27 protein-coding genes are annotated in these 22,814 nt (G+C 56.2%); 26 read left to right on the top strand and 1 reads right to left on the bottom strand.

Annotated elements, in window-relative coordinates:
- Positions 1 to 2 precede the first annotated feature (2 nt).
- The 24 genes from QU606_RS08600 (at position 3) to QU606_RS08485 (ending at position 19,875) form a co-directional block, all read left to right on the top strand.
- Positions 3 to 1,274, top strand: coding sequence for a phage portal protein (locus QU606_RS08600; RefSeq protein ID WP_131697086.1), 1,272 nt, complete (start codon positions 3 to 5; stop codon positions 1,272 to 1,274).
- Positions 1,271 to 2,215: a S49 family peptidase gene (locus QU606_RS08595; protein WP_131697085.1), complete on the top strand. Its 945-nt coding sequence runs from the start codon at positions 1,271 to 1,273 to the stop codon at positions 2,213 to 2,215. Before QU606_RS08600 ends, QU606_RS08595 begins: the two co-directional genes overlap by 4 nt.
- Positions 2,216 to 2,277: 62 nt before the next feature.
- A complete protein-coding gene (locus tag QU606_RS08590; RefSeq protein WP_131697084.1) occupies positions 2,278 to 3,597 on the top strand; it encodes a phage major capsid protein in 1,320 nt (439 codons plus the stop codon).
- Positions 3,598 to 3,646: 49 nt separating this feature from the next.
- On the top strand, positions 3,647 to 4,021 hold the full coding sequence (locus tag QU606_RS08585) for a hypothetical protein (protein ID WP_304998297.1): 375 nt from the start codon (positions 3,647 to 3,649) through the stop codon (positions 4,019 to 4,021).
- A gap of 3 nt (positions 4,022 to 4,024) precedes the next feature.
- Positions 4,025 to 4,576, top strand: coding sequence for a hypothetical protein (locus QU606_RS08580; protein WP_131697083.1), 552 nt, complete (start codon positions 4,025 to 4,027; stop codon positions 4,574 to 4,576).
- A gap of 2 nt (positions 4,577 to 4,578) precedes the next feature.
- A complete protein-coding gene (locus QU606_RS08575) occupies positions 4,579 to 4,941 on the top strand; it encodes a head-tail adaptor protein (protein ID WP_131697082.1) in 363 nt (120 codons plus the stop codon).
- Entirely contained in the window at positions 4,934 to 5,455 is a 522-nt protein-coding gene (locus QU606_RS08570; RefSeq protein ID WP_131697081.1) for a hypothetical protein, read from the top strand. Before QU606_RS08575 ends, QU606_RS08570 begins: the two co-directional genes overlap by 8 nt.
- Positions 5,456 to 5,498: 43 nt before the next feature.
- Positions 5,499 to 6,092, top strand: a complete 594-nt coding sequence (locus tag QU606_RS08565) for a hypothetical protein (RefSeq protein ID WP_131697080.1) — start codon at positions 5,499 to 5,501, stop codon at positions 6,090 to 6,092.
- An 11-nt stretch (positions 6,093 to 6,103) separates the two neighbouring features.
- Positions 6,104 to 6,325 carry a DUF2635 domain-containing protein gene (locus tag QU606_RS08560; protein ID WP_131697079.1) on the top strand — a complete coding sequence of 74 codons (222 nt, stop codon included), beginning with the start codon at positions 6,104 to 6,106 and terminating at the stop codon, positions 6,323 to 6,325.
- Positions 6,322 to 7,818 (top strand): phage tail sheath subtilisin-like domain-containing protein, encoded by a 1,497-nt coding sequence (locus QU606_RS08555; RefSeq protein ID WP_131697078.1) that lies wholly within the window; start codon positions 6,322 to 6,324, stop codon positions 7,816 to 7,818. The genes QU606_RS08560 and QU606_RS08555 overlap by 4 nt, the downstream gene beginning before the upstream one ends.
- A 54-nt stretch (positions 7,819 to 7,872) precedes the next feature.
- Entirely contained in the window at positions 7,873 to 8,220 is a 348-nt protein-coding gene (locus QU606_RS08550) for a phage tail tube protein (RefSeq protein WP_131697077.1), read from the top strand.
- Complete coding sequence (locus QU606_RS08545; RefSeq protein WP_131697076.1) at positions 8,217 to 8,513, top strand: phage tail assembly protein; 297 nt, start codon at positions 8,217 to 8,219, stop codon at positions 8,511 to 8,513. Before QU606_RS08550 ends, QU606_RS08545 begins: the two co-directional genes overlap by 4 nt.
- A gap of 130 nt (positions 8,514 to 8,643) precedes the next feature.
- Positions 8,644 to 10,563, top strand: coding sequence for a phage tail tape measure protein (locus QU606_RS08540; RefSeq protein ID WP_131697074.1), 1,920 nt, complete (start codon positions 8,644 to 8,646; stop codon positions 10,561 to 10,563).
- Positions 10,560 to 11,819: a DNA circularization protein gene (locus tag QU606_RS08535; RefSeq protein ID WP_131697073.1), complete on the top strand. Its 1,260-nt coding sequence runs from the start codon at positions 10,560 to 10,562 to the stop codon at positions 11,817 to 11,819. The genes QU606_RS08540 and QU606_RS08535 overlap by 4 nt, the downstream gene beginning before the upstream one ends.
- A 2-nt stretch (positions 11,820 to 11,821) precedes the next feature.
- Positions 11,822 to 12,934: a phage baseplate assembly protein gene (locus QU606_RS08530; protein WP_131697072.1), complete on the top strand. Its 1,113-nt coding sequence runs from the start codon at positions 11,822 to 11,824 to the stop codon at positions 12,932 to 12,934.
- Positions 12,931 to 13,440 (top strand): phage baseplate assembly protein V, encoded by a 510-nt coding sequence (locus QU606_RS08525; protein ID WP_131697071.1) that lies wholly within the window; start codon positions 12,931 to 12,933, stop codon positions 13,438 to 13,440. The genes QU606_RS08530 and QU606_RS08525 overlap by 4 nt, the downstream gene beginning before the upstream one ends.
- Positions 13,440 to 13,829 (top strand): phage GP46 family protein, encoded by a 390-nt coding sequence (locus QU606_RS08520; protein WP_131697070.1) that lies wholly within the window; start codon positions 13,440 to 13,442, stop codon positions 13,827 to 13,829. The genes QU606_RS08525 and QU606_RS08520 overlap by 1 nt, the downstream gene beginning before the upstream one ends.
- The gene (locus QU606_RS08515) at positions 13,819 to 14,862 is read left to right on the top strand and encodes a baseplate J/gp47 family protein (RefSeq protein ID WP_131697069.1); all 1,044 of its coding nucleotides are present in this window, start codon (positions 13,819 to 13,821) and stop codon (positions 14,860 to 14,862) included. The genes QU606_RS08520 and QU606_RS08515 overlap by 11 nt, the downstream gene beginning before the upstream one ends.
- Entirely contained in the window at positions 14,859 to 15,497 is a 639-nt protein-coding gene (locus tag QU606_RS08510) for a putative phage tail protein (RefSeq protein WP_304998296.1), read from the top strand. Before QU606_RS08515 ends, QU606_RS08510 begins: the two co-directional genes overlap by 4 nt.
- A gap of 1 nt (position 15,498) precedes the next feature.
- Positions 15,499 to 16,239, top strand: a complete 741-nt coding sequence (locus QU606_RS08505) for a phage tail protein (protein ID WP_131697067.1) — start codon at positions 15,499 to 15,501, stop codon at positions 16,237 to 16,239.
- Between the two features lie 77 nt (positions 16,240 to 16,316).
- Positions 16,317 to 18,155, top strand: a complete 1,839-nt coding sequence (locus QU606_RS08500) for a hypothetical protein (protein ID WP_131697066.1) — start codon at positions 16,317 to 16,319, stop codon at positions 18,153 to 18,155.
- Positions 18,156 to 18,174: 19 nt separating this feature from the next.
- Positions 18,175 to 18,429, top strand: coding sequence for a hypothetical protein (locus QU606_RS08495; protein WP_131697065.1), 255 nt, complete (start codon positions 18,175 to 18,177; stop codon positions 18,427 to 18,429).
- Positions 18,430 to 18,826: 397 nt separating this feature from the next.
- Positions 18,827 to 19,360, top strand: a complete 534-nt coding sequence (locus QU606_RS08490; protein ID WP_131697063.1) for a glycoside hydrolase family 19 protein — start codon at positions 18,827 to 18,829, stop codon at positions 19,358 to 19,360.
- Positions 19,357 to 19,875, top strand: coding sequence for a DUF2514 domain-containing protein (locus QU606_RS08485; RefSeq protein ID WP_131697062.1), 519 nt, complete (start codon positions 19,357 to 19,359; stop codon positions 19,873 to 19,875). The genes QU606_RS08490 and QU606_RS08485 overlap by 4 nt, the downstream gene beginning before the upstream one ends.
- On the opposite strand, the gene QU606_RS32870 is transcribed toward QU606_RS08485, so the two are convergent.
- A complete protein-coding gene (locus QU606_RS32870) occupies positions 19,863 to 20,102 on the bottom strand; it encodes a hypothetical protein (protein ID WP_370531109.1) in 240 nt (79 codons plus the stop codon). The genes QU606_RS08485 and QU606_RS32870 overlap by 13 nt on opposite strands.
- Positions 20,103 to 20,769: 667 nt before the next feature.
- On the opposite strand from QU606_RS32870, the gene QU606_RS08480 reads away from it, so the two are divergent.
- Both QU606_RS08480 and QU606_RS08475 read left to right on the top strand, forming a co-directional pair.
- A complete protein-coding gene (locus QU606_RS08480; protein ID WP_131697060.1) occupies positions 20,770 to 21,231 on the top strand; it encodes a hypothetical protein in 462 nt (153 codons plus the stop codon).
- Between the two features lie 546 nt (positions 21,232 to 21,777).
- Positions 21,778 to 22,266 (top strand): hypothetical protein, encoded by a 489-nt coding sequence (locus QU606_RS08475; protein ID WP_131697059.1) that lies wholly within the window; start codon positions 21,778 to 21,780, stop codon positions 22,264 to 22,266.
- Positions 22,267 to 22,814: the final 548 nt, after the last annotated feature.

The raw sequence follows: 22,814 nt of genomic DNA, 5'->3' as shown, positions 1-22,814 counted from the left end.
GCATGTTCTTTTCAAGCGTGCTCGGCGAAGGTCGCGGCAATCTCACGGAAACAGGTAGTGGCTTCTGGCGCGGCCTTATTGGTAGCGGGCGCAACAGCACTGGCGTGAAGGTCACGCCGGAGACTGCGCTGGGTCTGCCGATCCTGCAAAACTGCGTCACGTTGCTGGCTGAGACAATGGGGCAACTGCCCTGCGAGATGTACAAACGGTTGGATAAAGGCCAGCGGGAAGCGGCGATCAACCACCCGGCGTACGACGTGCTTCGGTACCAGCCGAACGGCTTTCAGACACCGTACGAATACATGGAGTGTATGCAGGGTGCTGCGGGCTTGCGAGGCAACGGTTACAGCTTCATTGATCGTCGGGATGACGGCAACGTATTGGCGCTGTGGCCGTTGTGCAACAACAAGGTGCAGGTACTCAAGGGCGGCGACATGCTGCCGTATTACCGAATCGGCGGCGGTGAAGCACTACCGATGCGCATGATTCATCACGTGCGGTGGTTCAGCACCAATCACTACGTAGGGCTGTCGCCGATTGAAGTTCATGCGGAATCAATAGGACTGGCCCAGGCCGTAAGGCAGTACACGGGTAAGAGCTTCGCCAACGGTGTGACGGTATCTGGGGTGATCGAAAGACCGCGTGAAGCACCGCCCATCAAGGATCAGGGCAGCATCGATAAGATAGTCGATCAATGGGGGCAGAAGTTCGGCGGCATGGACAACGCCAAGAAGGTGGCCTTGCTGCAAGAGGGCATGACCTTCAAACCCGTCTCCATGAACAACGTCGACGCCGAGGTGCTGGGGATCCTCAAAACCACCGGTACCGATATCGCCAGGATCTACAAGATTCCGTTGCCTATGGTCAACGACCTGGAGAAGTCCAACTACAACACCCTTGAGCAACTGATGATTCAGTTCGTGGTGTTCGCGTTGTTGCCGTGGGTCAAGCGCCATGAACAGTCGATGATGCGCGACTTCCTGTTGCCTGCCGATCGGCGCAACTACTTCATCGAATTCAACCTGTCCGGGTTGCTGCGTGGCGACCAGAAAAGCCGCTACGAAGCCTATGCCATCGGACGGCAGTGGGGTTGGCTGAGTGCCAATGACATCCGGCGCTTGGAAAACATGCCGCCGGTACCTGGCGGTGATATCTACATGCAGCCGCTGAATATGGTTGATGCGGGAAAAAGCGGCGGCGACTTGACCAACCCTGCTGTGCGCGCGCAACTCGAAATGCAGCACGCTGAAATTGAGAGGATTCTGGCGCAATGAAAAATTACCTTCGAGCCTCCAGCCTGCTGTTCAATCAGCCGCTGTTGGTGATGCCTGACATGTTGGACCTCGGCGTGCGCTGGGCCAACCAGGTGATGAGCTTGAACATCGTCAACATCGGCGCCCAGGGTGCTCCCGGCCTGTGGTCGGATGACGGTATGGACCGCATCGCCCAGCGCGAAGAGGAACGCCGGACCGCGATCGCCCGCACTGGTATCGAGGTGATTCCGGTCAGTGGCGTGTTGGTCAGTCGTGGCAGCCATATCGGCATGTGCGAGACGATGACCAGCTATGAACAGCTGCGCAGCCAGATCCGCAATGCGGTTGCCGACCCCATGGTCGAGCGGATTGTGCTGGATATCGACAGCCCTGGCGGTTCTGCCGTCGGTGCATTTGAACTGGCGGCAGATATCCGCGCAATGTCCCAGCAGAAGCCCATCACCGGCATCGTGAACTTCATGGCCTACAGCGGCGGCTACCTGCTCGGTTCGGCCTGTAGCGAACTGGTGGTGAGCCAGACCAGCGGTGTCGGCTCGATCGGGGTTATCGCCAGTCACATGGATCGCTCCAAGATGGAGGAGGGCATGGGCGTCAAAGTGACCACCGTGTTTGCTGGGGCCCATAAAAACGACCTCACGCCTCACGAGCCGCTGAGTGATCAGTCACTCACGTATCTCAACGATGTTGTGCAAGAGAGTTACCAGCTGTTCGTCAATGCCGTGTCGGATTACCGGGGGCTGTCTGTTCAACAGGTGATTGCCACGGAGGCCGGGTTGTATCGAGGCCAGGCTGGCATCAGCGCTGGCCTGGCCGATCGCCTGCAGAACCCGCAGCAGGCCGTTGATGACCTTTCCCATTCTGTCGCGGTAAGCCGGGCGAACCGCCAGGGCGGCCGAATTGCGGTACGCGCCGCTGCACTGAATCTTCAAACACTGATCTGACCGCGTTCGCGGCAGTCGTCGAAGCCCGCCTTGTGCGGGTTTTTTAATGCCCAGGAGGCACCATGTCCCTTGTACTTCAAATGCGTAGCGAACGCGCCAAGCTGGTCGAGCAGGTCCAGGCACTGGCGAAAATCGAGGCGGACGGCGGTAGTCTTTCCGCCGAGCAACTGACTCAGTTCACCCAGTTGGAAACCCAGGTCAATGAGCTGACCGCCAAGATTTCTCGGGCTGAGGCTACAGAGCGCCTTGTTGCCGCCAGCGCTGTGCCGCTGACCGAGAGCGCCCAGGGCAATAACAGCCCGCCTACACACATTTCCGGCCCGCATGCACCACAGCTCGCACCTGGTGTGCGTATGGCTCAGATGGTTCGCCTGCTTGCTGCTGCCCAAGGCAACCAGCAACAGGCGGCTTTAATGGCGCAACAGGGCGGCTATTCGCCCGAAGTGGCTATGGCGCTGAACACGGTCACGCCTGGTGCTGGTGGCGTTTTGGTCCCAACGAACTTTTCGTCCGAGATCATCGAAGCGCTTCGCCCAATGTCGATTGTCCGCAAGATGGGGACGCGAAGCCTGCCGTTGAACAATGGCAACCTGACGCAGCCCCGTATCACCGGTAACACCGTGGTGACATACATCGGGACCGACACCGATATCCCAATAACCGGCATGACGTTCGCCGATACAAAGCTTTCTGCAAAAAAAGCCGCAGCGATCGTGCCGATCTCAAATGACTTGATTGCCAATGCGGGTGTCAACCCCCGTATTGATGGCCTTGTCGTTGAGGATCTTTCCGTTTCTATGGGGCTTTCCGAAGATCTTCACTTCATTCGGGCAGATGGTTCCGGTTCGCTGCCGAAGGGGATGCGCTATTGGGCGCTGCCATTCAATATTTTGACTGCGCCTGCAGTAGCTGACCTCACCCTTGAGAAGATCGACCTCTTCTGCGGTGGAATGATGCTTCGCATCGAAACTGCGAACGTGATGATGAAGTCCTGTGGTTGGTTGATGCATCCGCGCACGCTGCGCTGGTTGCAGACGCTGCGCGATGGCAACGGTAACAAGGCGTATCCCGAAATCGAACAGGGTTTGTTCAAGGGCTATCCCGTGGGCCTGAGCAATCAGATTCCAGTGAACCTTGGCGCGGGCGGTGATGAGTCCGAATTTTACTTCGTGAACTTCGCCGACATGATGATCGGCGAAGACATGGACCTGACGATCTCGTTCAGCAACGAAGCATCTTACAAGGATGCAGACGGCAATATGGTCAGCGCCTTCCAGCGCGATCAGACCCTGGTGAAAGTCATCGCGAAGCATGACTTCGGCCCACGACATGTGGAATGCATCGTCGTCGCTGTCGCCGTTAAGTGGGGCGCGGGCATGTAATTCCCTTTGCCCCGCCAAGGCGGGGCTTTGCATCTCAGAGGTCAATGCGATGAGCGAAAAAATTGTGGTGCGTTTCCTGAAAGCCTGGCGTGGTTATTCAGTGGATGAGCTGGCAGGGTTCGATCCTGCAGTTGTTGAAGGCCTGGAGTTGAAGGGGTTCGCTGAAGTCTATGAAGACACTGGAACCGTATCTAAGGCGAAACCGACAAAAGGATCAGCCTCGAAACCGGGCAACAAAAAAACGGCTGCCACGGGTGCTAAAAAGGATCAGGCCGCTGATGCTGGTGGTGAGGATGGCGGGAACGGCGGTGCTGATGGTAGCGCTGGCACTGATGGTGCTCCCGCTGACAGTGGTGGTGCTGCTGAAGCCAGTGGTAGTGACGATACTGGTGGTGAAGATGATGCCGATGAAGCGAAGCCATAAATCATGGCTCGCCGAATCGAATACATCGGTGGCCCAGTTCTGACCTTGGCCCAGGTTGCATTCCAGTGCCGTGTTGAGTCGGAGGACATGGCGCCGGAGTTGATCGAGCAAATCATCATCCCCGGCGTCACGGCTCAATGCGAGTCGAAAACGGGCGCCGCTATCCGGGGCGCTGTTTACGAAGAAGAGTGGCCCGCCGATCGGCAGAGCGGGCATGCGCTTGATGTCGGCCAGGCGAGCGAGATTGTTTCGGTGTTCTCCCAGCAGGCAAACGGCAGTTGGTTGGAGCAGGTTGGCCCATTTGATCTGCGGCCTGGGCAACGGGAAAGCTTCCTGCACTTCCCGGCAGATCGTCCTGCCGGTCGGCTCCGTATTCGGTACAAGGCAAAGCTTGATATTGACCTGTATCCAGGCGTGCGCAACTGGTTGTTGATGGCCGCCGCGACGATCTATCGACACCCGGAAATGTTCCTAGTCGGGCAGACGCTGGCCGAATTGCCCTCGACATTCCTCGATCACCTGGTGGCGGATATCACCGTTCCTCCGAGGTTCTGAATATGGCCATGCGTGAACCGAGTGCCGGCGAGTTAGACCGGCGCGTCCTGGTGCGATTGCGGTCTGACATGCCCGCCCTGGACCTGGGGCTTGATTCGTTGTTCACCGATCAGAAAAGAAGGTGGGCAAAGATCGAACCGGTTGGAACCGCTGTTTATGCAAACGGCGTCCAGACTGATGCGAAGATCACCCATCGGGTGACTTTTTACTTTCTGAAGGGCATGAGCGAGTCGCACGAAGTTGTGCATGGCGCGACGATTTATCGCGTGCGTCGGGTCGCGGACATGAATGGCAATCGGCGGTTTACCTTGCTTGAGGTCGAGGAATTAGGGCCGGAGCAAGCCGGGGGAGGGATCTATGGCTAACTCAGCATCCATTGACGGCTACTTGCACATTGAGGGTTATAACAACCTGCCGCGCGATATTTTCGATAAGCGAAAAATTCGTGCCGGGATGCGTAAGGCCGGGCGTTTAGTGATGCAAAGAGCACAGATGAATCTTGCTCTCGCTCGCGGAGAGGAGGGGTACCCCGTCAACCGTACCGGGGCGACCTTGGAGTCGATCACCTTCAAGGTCTCCCGCGCGGGTTTCATGGTGAAGGTGGCACCTCATAAGACAAGCCGGATGGAAGAGTTCTATCCGGCCTACCTGCACTATGGGGTAAAGAAAGGCCCACGGCTTGGCAAATTGGCGCCTGGTAAAGGCAAGGGTAAATCCAACCGACGCGCCGCCGGCGCACGTGCAGCTGCTCTTGCTGCGCGGGCTGCTGGTGAATGGCGGATTAAACCCCGCGACAACTACATGGCCGACGCACTGCAGGACTCCAAGTCCGAAGTGCAAGCCATTCTTTCTGCGGCTTTCGCTGCGGCACTGAGCTGACTCCAGCCAGTATTTGTTGGCACCTCAAAACCTGGAACACACGATGAAAATCAGTCTGATCGTCGCGCAGTTGCGTGCGTACTGTCCTGCCTTTTCCAACAGGGTATCGGCGGGTATCGATTGGGACGCAGTGGCCAGTAGCGCCAAGCTGAGTCACCCCTCGGCCTACGTGATAGCGGCAGGTGACGAAGCGTCCGCCAACGATGTGGACAACGCCATCCGCCAGGATATTACCGACCTGTTTGACGTGATCCTGGTGCTCGATAGCACCGACGAGCGCGGCCAAGAGGCCGCAGATCTGCTGCACGATTTGCGCGCGAGCCTATGGAAAGCGGTGGTGGGCTGGAAGCCCAGCGTCGAGTACGACCCCATCACGTACGGCGGCGGAAGTTTGATCTTCATCAATCGCGCCCGTGTTGTGTACCGCTTCAGCTTTGAGGCTGCGTTTCAACTGGGACGCAATCGGGCGTCCGAGCCTGCTGAAACCTGGGAGGAATGGAAACTAGACGGCCTACCGGCGTTTGAGGGCATGGACGTGAATGTCGATTTTATCGAACCCTCGGACCCCAACCTACAAACACCTGGCCCAGATGGCCGGATCGACGCTCAGTTTTCCGTAGACCTTCCCCAACCGTAAGAGGATTTCTCATGTCCCGCATCACTGTGTACCCGGCTGAGGGCCGGAAGACCCCGGACCCGGAGGCCGGTGATTATTTGCCGCCCGAAGGCCGTGCAGTTCCTCGCAACACCTATTGGTTGCGGCGCTTGAGTGACCAGGACGTCACTGAACAGGCACCGACGAAAATCAAGGCCGCCACCAAACTTGCCGCCGATGTCGCCGCGGCTGAACCTGGGAGCGCGGAGCAATGAGTGAAGTCAGCTTTAACAATATTCCCAGTGACATTCGGGTGCCGCTTTTCTACGCCGAAGTGGATAACAGCCAGGCGAATAACGCGACGTCCAGCATGGCGCGACTCATCGTCGCCCAGGTCAACGACGACTCAGTTGCCGAGGAGATCGGACACTTGACCTTGGTCTCCAGCCTTGGGCTGGCCAAGAGCATCGGTGGCGTTGGTTCGATGCTGGCACAGATGTACGAAACCTGGCGCTCGAGCGATCCCGCTGGCGAGGTTTGGTGCTTGCCGATTAAAGGCGTGGGCACCAAGGCCGCTGGCACAGTCACCATCACGGGGGCTGTTACCGCCGGCGGGGTGATCAACCTGTACATCGGCGGAACCCGTGTACGCGCCACGGTGGCGACCGGTGCCAGTCCCACGGTGGCAGCCGCTGCTTTGGTGGCGGCCATCAATGCTGCTGGCCTGGCGGTCACTGCTGCAGCGGTCGCCGGTGTCGTAACCCTGACCTGCAAGTGGTCGGGTGACAGTGGCAACGACATTGCGCTGCAGCTCAATCGGCTTGGCCGCAACAATGGCGAGACTACCCCCGCAGGCTTGACGGTGGTGCTTGCGGCCATGGCTGGCGGCGTTGGGTCGCCTGATGTGGCCGTTGCTCAAGCGAGTCTTGGTGATGAGCCCTTCGAGTTCATCTGTGCGCCCTGGTCGGATACAACCTCGCTTGATGCCTGGAAGGATTTCATGGGCGATTCCAGTGGCCGCTGGAGCTGGGCCAAGCAAATCTATGGCCATGTGTATGCCGCGAAACGCGGCACGCTGGGTTCCCTGGTGGCATTCGGATCGGCGCGTAACGATCAGCACGTCACGGTTCACGGGTTCGAGGCTTCAGTGCCTGATCCATTTTGGAAACTGGCAGCGGGCTATGCGGCGCGCCAGGCCGTGTTTATTTCCGCTGATCCGGCTCGACCCACACAAACTGGGGAGCTGACCGGCGTTAACCCGGCGCCGGCAGGTAGCCGCTTTTTGCTACTTGAGCGGCAATCGCTGCTGACGCACGGTGTCGCCACTGCTTACTACGGTGGCGGTGCGGTGCGGATCGAACGGGCAATCACCACTTACCAGCGTAATTCGTTTGATCAGAACGATGATTCGTACCTGGACAGTGAGACGTTGCACACCTCGGCCTATGTCATCAACTTCCTGAAAACGCGGGTGACCAGCAAGTATGGACGTCACAAGCTGGCCGACGACGGTACCCGTTTTGGTGCCGGCCAGGCCATAGTAACTCCGGCGGTTATCCGGGCCGAAATGATCGCGGGTTATTACGCGCTTGAGCAGTTGGGCATTGTCGAGAACGCTGACGCTTTCGCCGAAAACCTGATCGTCACGCGATCCTCCACCAATCCCAACCGGGTCAACGTCCTGTATCCGCCTGACCTGATCAATCAGTTGCGCATCTTCGCGCTGCAGTATCAGTTCCGCCTGCAGTACGCCGCCGACGCCGCGTGACAAATCGAGTAACCATGGCCCGCCAAGTGCGGGCTTTTTTGTAGGAGTAAGGCCATGGGCCAGAAAGTCGCCGGTACCGTCTACATCAAGGCGGACGGTATCCAGTTCACAACAACGGGTGGTGTGGAATGTCCGCTGAGTGACGTCAAGCGCGAATCCGTAGCGCCGGGGTTCTTCAAGGAAGAAGACCTGGTTGCCTATGTGAAAGCCACCATTGTTCATTCCCCTGACTTGCCCATCAAGCAAATCACGACCGCCACTGACCAGACCATTACCGTCGAGTTCAAGAACGGCGGCGTCTACGTGTTGTCTGGCGCATACGTCATCGGGGAACCGGTGTCGAAGGGCGATGACGGGACCATAGACATCCAATGGGATGGCACCAAGGGAGTATGGCAATGAGCGAAGTCGTGAAGCTGTCCGCGCCTATTGAGGCACACGGTGAGCAATTGAGCGAGTTGACCATTCGCCGACCTACTCCGCAGGAAGCCAGGGCCATCAAGGCGTTGCCCTACAAGATCGACAAGGATGAAGCCGTATCGATCGATCTGGACATCGCCGCCAAGTACATCGTCGTGTGTGCGGGTATCCCGTCGTCGTCGGTCAACCAGTTAGATCTGTCTGACCTCAACAGTCTCAGTTGGCAGATTGCTGGTTTTTTCATGACGCCGGCATCTGCGACCTTGACGGCCTGATAGCCGTTGCCTACGACCTGGCCTATTTCTGGAAAACGGACCCAGAGCTGGTAATGGCCAGGTCGCTGGATATCGTTCTTGAGTCTGTTGCGCACGCCCAGCGCATCAACAATGTGTTGGAGGGGGAGTGATGGCAGATAAGTTTCAGCTCAAGGCGTTGATCACCGGCGTTGATAAACTTTCGCCTATGTTGGCTGGCGCCCGTAAAAACGTCGCCGCGTTCCGTAAGGGGCTGGAGAAAACCGGCCTTGGCAAGATTGGATTCGGCGACATCGTGACCGGCGGTGTATTGGCTGCCCCCTTTGTCGCGGGTGCCAAAGCGGCTATTGATTTTGAGTCGCAGATGGCAGACGTGAGGAAGGTTGTTAACTTCGACACGCCGCAGCAGTTCAAGCAGATGGGGGATGACATTGGTCGAATGTCCGACCGCTTGCCGATGGCCGCTGGCGACATTGCCAAGATTGTAGCGGCGGGCGGACAGGCGGGTTTTGCCCGTGAAGAGCTGCTGGGGTTCGCCGAGGCTGCGGTAAAGATGGGGGTTGCATTCGATCAAACCGCTGAGCAAAGCGGCGAGATGATGTCCACGTGGCGAACCGCGTTCAGGATGACCCAGGAAGGCGCGATTCGTCTGGCCGACCAAATCAATTACCTGGGCAATACCGGGCCTGCCAGCGCGCAGAAAGTCTCGGGGATCGTTACGGAAGTAGGGGCACTAGGGGAGGTCGCGGGTCTATCAGCCGCTCAGGTCGCGGCGCTCGGGGCGACGATGGCCGGCGTTGGCGTGAAACAAGATGTGGCGGCGACAGGCATCAAAAACTTCATGCTGTCGTTGACCAAGGGTACTGCGGCGACCAAGAGTCAGTCGCTCGCTTTTAAGTCGTTGCGCCTGGACTCAAAAAACGTCGCCGAAGGTATGCAGAAGGATGCACAAAAAACCCTACTGGATGTCCTCACCCGTATCTCAATGGTCGATGCCGCAAAACGTCCAGCCCTGCTAACTGAGTTATTTGGCAGCGAGTCGGTAGCGGCCATTACGCCATTGCTTACAAACGTCGAGCTGTTGCGCACGAACCTGCTGAAGGTGGGGGATGCCACCAAGTATGCAGGCTCGATGGAAAAGGAGTACCAATCCAGGGCGGCTACAACGGCAAACAACCTGCAGTTGTTACGCAACACTGTCGATGGTGTTGCGCGAGCTTTGGGAAACGCATTGCTTCCTGGCATCAACTCGGTGTTGGATGCTATGCGGCCAATGATTACCCAGGTCGCTGAACTTGTTCAGGCCAATCCCCAACTGGTCAAAGGCCTGGCGGTGGCGGGTATCGCTTTCACGGCGCTTCGTGCAGGTGTTTTTGCTGCGACCGTGGCCGTGCGGGTGCTGGGTGTTGCCTTTGCTGCCACCCCGATCGGCATCATTGCGGTAGCGATCGCGGCGGCGGCAGGCTTGATCGTCGCCAACTGGGAGACCGTTGGGCCTTTCTTCACGGCATTGTGGGATCTGATCAAGGCCTACACCACCCCCTTCATTGACTTCATGAAATCGGTTTTTGGTTGGACGCCCATGGCGCTGATCATTAAAAACTGGACGCCGATTACGGAGTTTTTCAGGAAGTTGTGGGAGGACATCCAGCCCTATATTCAGCCGATTCTAAGGCTGTTTGGCATGGAGGACGGTGGCGTCGGGCTGACCGCCAAAGTCCAGCAGCAGGCCGAGGCGCAGCGCATACGCAATGCTGGGGAGGGAGGCGGTACGGGGGCATTTTTGTTGGCGGATGCACCCCAGACAATGCGTCGTCAGCAGGTCCAGCGTAACGCGAGCCAGGCTGGGCTGGATCCGAATCAGTTGCTGCGCGTTCCCGGCCTGCCTGCACCTGGCTCGCTGCTCCAGCAGACGGCTGCGGCGAACAAGACACAGCTCAATGGTGAGTTGGTGATGCGCTTTCAAAACGCTCCGCCGGGGCTGCGTGTTGACCCGGCTAAAACCAGTCAGCCAGGGCTTTCCATTACACCGAAAGTCGGCTATCGGTCCTTGTCGGGAGATGCACCATGAGTGAATGGCGTGACCGAAAGCAGGCCGCATCCTTTCGCGGCGTGTCGTTCTGGGTCGATACCGACAGGGTACCGGTGGGCCGGCGTACGCAGGTCCACGAGTACCCCCAGCGTGATCAGCCTTACACGGAGGACATGGGGCGCCAGACACGCAAATACCGGTTTGCCGCCTTCGTTGTGGGGGACGATTGTCTGTCGCAGCGTGATCGCCTGCTGACCGCGTTGGATAAGCCTGGTCCGGGTGAGTTGGTTCATCCGTGGTTTGGCCGGCTGACGGTCACAGCGGGGGAGTGTGAGGTCTCTCATGCACGCGCTGAGGGCGGGATGGTTGGCTTTGCGCTCGAGTTCATCGACGGCACGTTGGAGTTTCCAGTCCAGGCCCCCAATACCAAACAGCAACTGGTCAAACAGCAGGATTCGTTGTTGGTGTCCATACAGAGTCGGTTCAGCACTGCGATGGCGGCGGTCAACTTGGCAGGGCAGCGAGCGCGGACGTTGCGTACCGCGCTGTCGAGCGTCTACGCGTTCGGTATCAACTTCCTGAAACCCATGACGTCGTTGGCGTCCGATCTAGACGCTTTCGTGAATGACCTGGTGAACGCACCGGATGCGTTTGCGGCGAGCTTGTTGAGTGACCTGACTCGTTTGGAAAGGACGTTTGACGGTTATGGCGCAGGCAGCCAACTGAAGAGCAGCCAGGCCATGGCGGAGGCTATACCGGCGCTTCAGACTGCGGCGCCTCTGACGTCGACCGCCGATGAAGCTGCGATTCAGGCAGCGGTCATCGGGTTGATCCAGGACGCTGCCATTCTGGACCTGGTGCTGGACATGGCAGAGGTACCCATTGCTGATGTGTCCAGTTCTGGCCAGGCCGCCAGCGTGGCTGCCCAGTTGGGAGAGCAAGGGCTGACGACGGTCGCGGGTGAGGCCGAGCTGACCAGTGTCCCGGTCGCTGACGACATTCTTGAATTGCGTGATGCTATCAGCGAGGCCGTATGGGCTGTTGCCGCCGATAGCGCCCCTGATCACTTCGGCGCCCTCAGTGATGCGCGGTTACGCCTTGATCGCCATTTGACCGAGGTTGCTCGCAGTGGTGTGTGGTTGCGCGCCTACACCCCACGGCAAACGGTTTCGTCTCTTGTCCTCGCATACAGTCTTTACGGCGATGCGCTGCGTGGCGCTGAGATTGTTTCGCGCAACCGCATCCGTCATCCCGGTTTCGTGCCGGCCACTGAACTACAAGTCGCAAAGAGCTGATTATGGATCAATCCAATATCGTCACCCTAAGCGCTGGCGGGTACGACTACGCCGGGTGGAAATCGGTACGGATCAGTGCCGGCCTCGAGCGCCAGGCCCGCGACTTTGAGTTGGGCATTACCTGGAACTGGCCTGGCGGTGGTGATGTACCGGTGCGTATCAAACCGGGTGAAGCGGTCGAAGTACGGATCGGTAGAGAGTTGATACTGACGGGGTATGTGTCATCAGCCCCCGTTCAATACGATGGCCGAGCCGTCAATCTGTCTATCTCGGGAAAGTCCCGGACAGGCGACTTGGTCGACTGCGCTGCGATCAATACCCCCGGCCAATGGCGCGCCCAGAGCGTGCAGAGCATTGTTGCGGCGTTGGCGGGTGAGTACGGGATCACCGTTGTTGATGATTCCGGGCTGGCACAGGCGATCGATGATCATACGATCGAGCCAGGTGAAACGGCATTCGAAAGCATCGACCGATTGTTGACGCTGTCTCGCCTGTTCAGCACCGACGATGGCCGTGGGCGTTTGATCATAGCCTCACCAGGAAGTGCAGGCCGGGCGGCGGATCGGCTGGTGTTGGGGGAGAACATCCTGACCGGCGATGCGCAGATGGATTTCTCCAATGTGTTCTCCCAATACGTCAGCAAGGGTCAGCGCAGTGGTACCGATACGAGCTTCGGTGTCGCTGCAACAGAGGTCGAGGCCTCGGTTACGGATGATCGAATCGGCCGTAAGCGCGTCAAGGTCATCCAGCAGTCCGGTCAACTGACACCAGCTATTGCACGTGCGCGTGTCGTGTGGGAGCGCGCCAACGCCATCAGCAAGGCCCTGGCGGCCACCTACAAGTACCAGGGGTGGCGGCAGAGTAACGGTGAACTGTGGCGGCACAACATGGTTGTGCGCGTTGTGGATCCCATCATTGGTTTTGACCGGGACATGCTAATCACCGAGATCAATTACGAACTCGGCGAGCAAGGCACTTTTGCCACCCTCAGCGTCGCGCCACCTGATGGTTTTCTGCCTGAGCCGAACGATGCCTACGAGAAGCGCAAACTTCGCAAGGGTAAGAAAACTGACAACTTTGAATACCTCATACCTGCGGACTACAAACCCTCATGAGCGCACTGACGAATTTCCTCGCGCGTGGCGTGGTTGCCTTGGCCAACTCGGCCAGCAAGTTGCAGAGCCTGCAGCTTCGTTTGCTGGCCGGTGAGGTGAAGGACCAGGTCGAACACCTGGAACCGTATGGCTTCACGGCCTGCCCGCATGACGGTGCTGAAGCCTTGGCTGGCTTCATTGGTGGCGATCGCAGTCACGGGGTGGTGATTGTTGTGTCGGACAGGCGATACCGCCTGGTTGGAATGAAGCCCGGCGAGGTGGCCATCTATACCGATGAGGGCGACAAGGTCCACTTCAAGCGTGGCCGAATCATCGATATCGAAACTGAAACCCTCAACATCAAAGCCACGGCAGGCGTGAACTTTGATACGCCGAAAATCACCCAGACGGGAAGTATCGTCAGTGAGGGCGACCAGGTTGCCGGCGGGATCAGCCAAATCAATCATCCACATGACGGTGTGCAGAGTGGGAACGGCCAAAGCGGGCCGCCCGTTGGAGGCGCTTGATGACCGATCGTGAGCAGCTTCTTCGCCGCGCCGTAACCATCAGTTTGTTTTCCTGGCGCCGGGCCAATGATGACGATGACTTGGACGACAGTGACCGCCAGGGTTGGTGGGGAGACAGCGTGCCCACCGTGGCGGGCGACCAGATAGGTTCGCGCCTTTGGCTGCTGCGCCGACGATCACTGGTGGCGGACACCTTCAAGGATGCCAAGGATTACGCCGATGAGGCGCTGGCCTGGCTGGTCGTGGACGGCATCGCCACGTCGGTCACGGTCACGGTTGAGCGCTATGGCATCAACGGGATGCGCATGGGGGTGCTGATGACCGAGGCAAACGGCGAAACGCTAGAACTGGCCTTCGAGGATACCTGGAGTTTAATCAATGCCATATGACATCCCAACGCTGCCTGCGCTGATTACGCGCACCGAGGCAGACTTTGAGCGAAACGCCCCTGATGCGTTGCGCCGATCTGACGCAAAGGCGGCTGCCCGAGCGCACAGCGGTACCGCCTTCGAGCTGTATGGTTATCAGCAATGGATTGCCAAGCAGTCGCACCCGGCCACCTGTGATGAGGAAAACCTGTTGCGCTGGGCTGACTGGCGGCTGGAGAAAGGGCGAACAGCGGCAGTTGCTGCTACGGGGCCTATAGCCGTGACAGGGGTGTCTGGCTCCCTGGTCGATGTTGGCGTCGTCTACCAGTATGAAGACGGGCGCCTCTATACCGTTACCCAGACCACCACCCTGGTAGCAGGTGCTGCCGTTGTGCCCGTTACGGCGAATGATGTCGGGACGATTGGCAACCTTGCCGCCGGCACCTTGACGGCGGTTTCTCCAGTGATCGGCGTCAACCCCACTGCGACCATCGGTGTCGATGGCATCGTCGGTGGAACCGACCAGGAAACGGTAGACGCCTTGCGGGGCAGGGTGCGGCAAGCGTTCAAGAACCCGAGCAAGGTAGGAAACAGCGCGGACTTTATTGAATGGGCCTTGGAGGTGCCAGGGGTCACTCGCGCCTGGGCTCTGCCGCGCTGGATGGGGCCGGGTACGTTTGGTCTGACCTTTGTACGTGACGCGGATGTCAGCATCTTCCCCGCACCTGCCCAGGTAGCAGAAGTACAGGCCCATTTAGATGCCAGGCGTCCGGTTACCGCTGAAGTCTACGCCTTTGCACCGATTGATCGGGTGCTCAACTTCTCGATCAAGTTGACGCCTGATAGCACGGCGCTGCGTACGGCGGTTACGCAATCGTTGGCCGCGCTGATCAATGATGAGGCGGGAGCTGACTCGACCCTGCTGATTTCCCACATCCGTGGAGCAATCAATAATACCGCTGGCGAGACCGATCATGTGCTGACGTCTCCCAATGCTGATGTGGTCATTGCCATCAACGAAGTGGCTTCACTTGGGGTGATCACATGGCTATGAGTGAAGACGACTACAAGCAGCAACTGCAACAACTGCTGCCGCCCGGCCCAGCTTTTGACGTTGAACTACAGACCGACATTGCGGCACTGGTGGCTGCCTTTGCTCCCGAGTTCGCGCGTATTGATGCTGCCTTGGATGAGCTGCAGGCAGAGTTAAATCCCGCCAGTGTCAGTCAGCTTTTAACTGACTGGGAACAGTACCTGGGCATTCCTGATGTGTGTGTTGTGCCTGGATCGCAAACGGTGGCAGAGCGCCGTCAGGCGGTGCTTAACAAGATGAGCGCGACCGGAGCACCCCAGCGTGCGTACTACCTGCGGATGGCCATGCAGACCGGCATCGGCATCGCCATTGATGAGTTCCGCCCCGCCCGTGTCGGCTCGACCAATGTGGGTGATTTTCTATATGGCGATGCATGGCCCTGGAGCTGGCTGGCGTCGGCACCGATCGATGCATTCGGTACCACGGAAGCCGCGACGTTGAATTGTCGCCTGCAGCTTGAGGCGCCTGAGTATACCGACGTGGTGCTGGGCTTCGGGCAGGAAGTCGTCGACAACATTTTCAGCCAAGTTGACAGCCTTTTTAACGTTATCCATTACGTGACGCCTGCAGCAATCGCCGGCATTGAGGATTTCTAGCATGCAGCGAATTTCCAGTTGGACCGATCTGGTCACTGCGCTTGGCCGGTTTCGCTACGGCACCATCGTGGGAGGTGTGAGCCCCACGCCGATCAAGGCCGAGTGGTTGAACGCCGTTCAGGAGGAACTGTGCAACTTGATCCTCGGGTATCTACCTGCCCTGGATGTTGAGGACAATGCTCAGGTGTTAAAGGCGATTCAAGTCGCAGTGGCTAACTATGCGGTGAAGGCCACGTCGTTAAGTGGTTACGGCATTCTTGATGCCTATACGAGAAATCAGACTGACTTTCTACTTTCAAGCAAAGCGAACAATGCCATCACGCTGGCCGGGTATGGCATCGGCGATGCCTATACAAAGACGGCCACAGATTCGCTTCTCAATTCACTGCATCAGACTATCCAAACCGCGCTGGACGTACTTGACCTCGCGAAGCAAAACAAGAACACCGCGTTGTTGGGTGTTAACGGATGGAAGTTGGACAGCGCTACGGGGCTCTTAGAGCAGTGGGGGCAAGGCGGTGTAGGCGCCGACGGCGTGAGTGCCCCAATAGACTTTCCAACGCCATTTGCGGAGGTCTACAACTGCTTCGGCAACAAAATATCTCCTAATGCCACAGACGGTGATGGCAACTCGGCGGGTGCTTATGCGGTAAGCAATACGCAATACAGGCTGTTCAACGATACGGTGAACTATGGGGTGACGGTTCACTGGCGGGCGATAGGGAAGGCGCCTGGGTATTAACCAGCCCCTCTACGCGGCACTACTTAAGCGAACAACCGACCCGCGATGCGGGTTTTTTATTATCTGGAGCAAACTGAATGACCGATATAGCAGCGCTGGAGAGCTACGCGGGGGCGTTGTCGGAAGCGGCACAGCGCTCGCTCGGGGCTTCGGAAAAACTGCATCAATATATTCATGGCGATGCCGAGACCGATGTTGTTACTGAGTCGGGATTGGTGCCGACAATTGCAAAGCAAGCCGTCTTGTCTCTGGAGCAATCGGCGGGTCTAGAGCTGGAACTGGCCAGTGCAGACGATGCCACCAAAGGCGCGAATTTAATCGGCGATAAGGGGACTACGGTCAGCGCGGCCCTAGCGCTGAACCTGCGAAAACCGAGGAAAGTGTTCAGCAAGCTTTTTGCGGCAGCATCGTCTATTAGTCATCTGCGGGTGATCATTCTTGGTGACAGTTTGGCCGGGGCAAAAATGCTTCAGCTCAACGCCTCGCTGGATCGCAGGATGGGCGGGGTCAACATGAGTGGCGTCAACAGTGCTGGCACAGGTTCTGGGGACGGGCCGCCCACCGGCGGCTATGACCTCTCGCTTAGCACCGCCTCGCTCGTGACGGCGGAAACTTTTCAGTATCAGTATTGGCCTACTGGGCTCGTCAGTCGTCTTAATGATGGCGCGTCAGCACTTTGGGTGCGTTCGGGATCTTCGCCAACCTTTACTGATGTGAAGGTGTATTACATCAAAGAGCCCTCCGCCGGCACGCTGAACCTTTCCGTCGGCGGTACCGTTGTGGCAACCGTCTCCGCCGCCGCCGATGTCACTGGTCTTGGCGTTTTGTCCTATACGCAATCAGCCGCTACTGCTGCTGTGCTGACCACCGTATCTGGTGGCCCGGTACGTGTTGTTCTTGTGCATACCCGCAACACCACAGTGTCCGGTCTCGACCTGCATCAGACCATGAACCGTGGTGGCCTCTTGCTGGCCGATGCAACGGCCTCCGCGCAAGGGCGTTCGATTTGGCAGGCGGCCCTGACTGACATAAACGCGGACCTCATCACCTTCGAGATGGACGACGACTTCGGGGATGGGGCTGCAGCTGATGCATCGCTCAACTATCTGATAGACATTCTTGATGCGTCCAGTCCATATGCGGACAAGCTGTTCATCGGGTCGACACCGAGAACCCTAAACGACTCGCTCAAGATGAGGTCGGGGCATTACCTGAAGGGCTTCTGTGGCAACAAAGGGGCGTCGTATCTGTACTTCGACAGCTATCACCTCCTGGGCACGCATGCCGATATGAACACCATCTTCGGGACTGACGACGGCGTCCACCCAGTGGCTGCTGCGCAGGCTTATGCCGCCGAGATGCTCTGGGAGTTTCTGGGACTTAACGGATTCAACTTGGGTTTCGTTTCTCGTGCAGTCAATGACCGAGGTACCCCGTCCAGGCTTGCGCGCGGTACGACCATTGGCGATCGGCCAGGGAGGGAGATTTCGATCACGGGGGACGCCTCTTCGGGGTCGGACTTTACGCTGAACATGACTCGTTCATTTGCGTTTGCCAGCAGCGCAGGGGTAGTTCTCCGCAGGACATCGGCGCAACCCGGCGTGGTCTCCAACGTCGAGCCCATGGCCACCGACTTCGACACACCCTCGAACGTACGCAAACGCAACGTGGTTACGTCGACGGGAATCGAGGTCACTCAGCTCGTAAAAACCGACAACCCAGGCGGCATGCAGCATCTTCGCGCGGGGCTGTTCTTCAACAGCTTTACGCGTGCGCAGTTGTTGGCCCTCAGCGCGGCGAGCAATACCGGGGCCTTGGCGTTTTGCTCGGACTGCACCGGTGGCGCTCAATGGGTTTATGCGAAAGGCCCGGCCGCGCAAGATTGGGTCACAGTAGCCGGCAATACCGCGATCTAAACTTCATGAGGCGACCAGCATGGCACTTGCATTGGATTTGATTTACAAAAACGTAGAGGTCAAGGGAGCCTATGTCACTGTGGCAGTGGTTACCTTGGGTACAGATAAGGCGGAAATGAACTTCAGTGTTCAGACATGCGCCGAGCCTAACTGCGAACCTTTGACGTATGTCTACCACACGACGCGGTACGACATGGACGGCGAAAACCCATTCAAACAGGCATACGAGTACCTTAAATCACTGCCTGAGTTTGAAGGTGCGACTGATTGCTGAAAAAAACTAACGGCGGAAGCGGAATTTGGTCCAACCATCTTTCAATCTAAAAGTCCCTGTATCTCCACGTAAAATGTAGAGGGTTACCCTGTAAAAAGCAGTAAATCGAGAGAATCCAAATTGTCTGATTTTTTTGTAGACCCAAACCCATCCGTGGTTATTGGTATTTTTGGGAGGGGTCAACACCATTAACTCTTTCCTTGTATGCGTATACGGAACATGGTGCAGATGATAGCGATGTGCTCCATCTAAATGCTGACAAGTAATAACGGTTCGGGAACTCCTTATCGCAATACTTATCCTGCCCTAATTCATCTTGGTCTTGCTCCGTGTACTCAACTTGGTTTTCACTTCCAATTGCCGCCGTTGTGCGGTTTTTTTTCGTCTGGAGAAAAGTATGCCCATCACCGAGCAGCAACTGCTGCAGATTCTCCCGAACGCCGGCCGCAATGCCGGCGTTTTTGTTCCTGCCTTGAACACGGCCATGAACCGTTACGGCATCGTCGGCTCGCTTCGGGCTGCCGCCTTCATCGCCCAGGTCGGGCACGAGTCAGGTCAGTTTCGTTGGTTGCGCGAGGTCTGGGGGCCGACGACGCAGCAGGCCGGGTATGAAGGCCGTGCCGATCTGGGCAATACCGTGAAGGGGGACGGCTACAGATACCGTGGGCGTGGGCTGATTCAAATCACCGGACGTGCCAATCACGTCGCGTGCGGCGAGGCGCTGGGCCTGGACCTGATCAATAAGCCTGAACTGCTGGAGCTGCCACAACACGCGTCGATGTCGGCGGCTTGGTTTTGGTCGATGCGTGGGCTAAATACCTTGGCCGATCGCGGTGAGTTCGCGAAGATCACGCGGCGCATCAATGGTGGGCTCATTGGCCAGGATGATCGCCAGGCGCTGTACGACAGGGCGCTGGAGGTGCTGGCATGATACCGGTGCAGAGGCCGGCAGTACTGCTGGTTATCGTGGTCATTGCTTGTTTTTCCACATGGAAGGTGCAGGACTGGCGCTACGGTAAACAGCTGGCAGAAATCGGCGAGGCCCAGGCGCTTGCCATAACCGAGGCCGGCAACGTGGCCCGCCAAGAAGAGCAGCGCCGCCAAGCGGCGGTGAACAAGGAAGCAAGCGATGCGAGAGAACAGAACAAAGCTGCAGACGCTGATGCTGGTATTGCTGATGCTGCTGGCGACCGGCTGCACGTCGAAGCCGGTAAGTTTGCCGCCAGTGTCTGCGCCGGTGACCCCGGAGCTGCCCAGCGAGGCGCGTCAGCCACGCGCGCCGCAATGGTGCTCTCCGACTTGCTCCAGCGGGCTGACAAAAAATCGGGAGAGCTGGCGGTTGCTTATGATCGAGCCAGGATAGCTGGGCTAGCGTGCGAGCGAAGTTATGACGCTATCAGGTCGAAGCAACATGAAGATCGCACGAAATATCGTCAATCTGAATAATCATGATCAACTTGTATGATTTGTGTGAGTCGATAGCCGCGATTTCTTACTGAACGAAATAAAGTCTCTCCGTGGGAGATTTTCTTGAATTTGGCTTGTAACCTACTGAGGCACATGAATAAGCCCTTGTAACTGTCAGGGTCTTTGTTTAATATGTAATGAATGTGTTCGTTACTTACTACATTATTGCTCTCATTTACCAATATCTTCACTATGGCACATTCCATTTTAGTTAACTCAAATACAATTTTGTCATGAGTCAGCAATCGCTCTGTTATTTTAAAGGTCCAGATCTTTTGCTTCGGTATAATTGAAGAATGGCGGGCGTGCTCTTCAAAGTTACTCTGAATATATGGTGTGTATTGTTTTTTTTGCGCTTTTGTATCTGCTCTCATGTATTTCTCTACGTTTTTCTGCTGCTCTGTACTTTAGTGTATATTACATGCATAATATCAGATAATGTAATCGGTTTTCGATGATTGTTAATTTCCATAAGGTATGTTTCTTAATGTTATTTCCGGTTTTTCCAATGGTGGTGGTGCTATCCTAGACGACACATGGATTTTTTTACCTTTTTGTTAAAATATGTCGGGTTTAAGGCCGTGATATCTTTTTCTTAAGCTTGAAAGGCCATGATATTTATATATCCTAAAAAGATGAGATCTCGAAGTGTAAGGCGCGTTTTCCAAACTTTAGATTTCTATAAATTGCTGGGTCGAATCTTCATGGAGGGGCGTTGAGAACTACCAATCTTGTGTGTTGTGGGTTAATTAAGCCTCAGTATGGTGCTTCCCGCCGACTTATGAGTTCTGGGATTCGCTGATATTGAAAATCGAGCGGTGGCTGAGGGGGCGTCCGAGTCTCTATTCGTTACCAAACTCATAGGAACGTAACATGGATAGCCGAAAAATTATCTTTATGGTATTTCTGATGTTCTCGGTCGCCCCGACAGCTATTGCACAAAACTCTAAGGCATACGCACAGAAGGCTAAGGCCTCGTGGAACGCTTTCGAGTGTTCTTCGCTTGCCTCAAAGGCTGGAACGCCAGCGAAGCAAGAACGTCTGTTCCTATATGGATACCAACAAGGAATGACATTCATATCCGCTTTACAAGCTGGGAAGATTAAGCAGAAAGATCTTGACTCAGAGTCGCCATGGATCATGCTCCTACTGCTTGAAGGTCCAAACCCAGACTTCATGCTCGGGCGCATATATGCCTCAGCTCAAAACTCCGCACTCAAGAATGTTTTTAACACTGGAAATCATTTGAACTCGGGCGAAGAGCAAAGAGTCATTGCCGTCCAGGAATTTTTGAGGCTAGGTTGCGAGATGGTCGGCGAGTTCTCTGGCGAGTGAATTCAGTGTTCTTCTGCGTTCACCGGGTATTCGAAGCTGTGTGGGGGCGTCGCCCTGATATATTTCGGTCCTGTACTGAAACCTAATACTCTTCGGAGTGGCCTGCGGTTTAGAGTTGTCAGGCTTACTCAAAGGTATTGCCGCCAAAGGCGGAAACTCTCCGAAAGTCTGGTACCTTGATCTGAGCTATGCCGACGTGATAATAAGAGTTTCCGACACTGCAAGGAGTAGGTTATGTCTGTAATTTTTTTACTCAGAAAGTCCCAAAGATCTGCTGGCAGATTTTGACGCACGGACCGCTCAAAAAGAGGCTAAAGTGAAAATCACAACGTGGAAAAAAAACACAACTTGGCACTACATGTTGGTGCTGACCTCGGATTGACTCAGATGCCGACGCAAGATTGCCCCATTTCTAAACCAGTAAACGTCGGTCAAAGACAATGATTAACAAGATGTCAGACTGGGTCAGTGAGGTTTCGGCAACGGAGTCAATCCGGTATCGGCGCCAAAAGTTGATTGGCCTAGCCGCAAAAAAGGCTCCGAATTATGCATGGAAAATATAGCCCTGCTCTGCTTTTGCCAGCTCTGCGCTTATTCATCGAAGCGAGAAACAAGGCTATTGCTGCCGGTTTTACAGACAACGGTGGGGCCATCCACTCCGTAGAGCGAATACTGGATCTGCTCTGTCAGCGTGTTAAATATCCATCTCTCAGGCATATCAATAATCTGAAAAAAGATATAGATGCGGAATGTAGTGTGGATGCGCATCAGGCTCGACAGCGTGGTGAAAGCGTCTTGATTGAGCACGTCCTTCCACAAAGAGCATTTGCTAAAGTAGTGATTCAGATTGTTGAGAACGGCGCCACAGATGAAGAACTCCTTTCCTATATCAGGAATAATTATCGTTTAGTGCTTTTGACCCATCAGGAAACAGTGGCTCTGAACAGATTGAACAGGTCAAATATTTCACCGGACAGGTTGAGTGATGCAGGAATATTTTTGGCCACGGCGCGACGCGCAGGCCAACAATCCTAAATAGAAAGGAAAAGTAGCAGGAAAGCCCAAGCGCAGCCACGCTGGGCCGATGCTTTAAGAACAGGGGACTTTCGGCCCTCATGAACGAGTAGGAAACAATGAACAGGTTACTGGCGATAGTTTTAATGATGACGTCCCTGGCAGCCTGCAATAGCCAAAAAGTAAACAATTTCGAGCGAATAGATTCATCCGCTAAAAGCGTCACGGTGCCCACTGGGTCTAGCGGTGTACTCGGGGGGCTCAAACAATCTTTGAGGTCAAATGGTTGGAAAATGAGCGTTTACAAAGGCGCATCAATCATTGAAGGAACAATGGGTAAGGAAACCTCACTCCAGCACTACGACACATTCAATACACGATATACCCTAAAAGTAGCTTACCAACAGGTAGACACCTGCATCTGGGACCTTGGGGGATACTCGATTTTTGATATATCTCTAATAGATAACCAGTCAGGCAGTGAGGTATTCACTATCGACGGTAAGGACTGCGATTCAACCGTCGTTAAAAAATTCGACGAGCTCGTGCGCTAGGTGTGTAAGCAAGAA

Origin of the sequence: Pseudomonas sp. OVF7, assembly GCF_030644265.1 — a bacterium.
GTDB classification, from domain to species: domain Bacteria; phylum Pseudomonadota; class Gammaproteobacteria; order Pseudomonadales; family Pseudomonadaceae; genus Aquipseudomonas; species Aquipseudomonas gorinensis.
The sequence above is the reverse complement of the archived record's forward strand: the minus strand, read 5'-3'. Positions and strand labels throughout refer to the sequence as shown.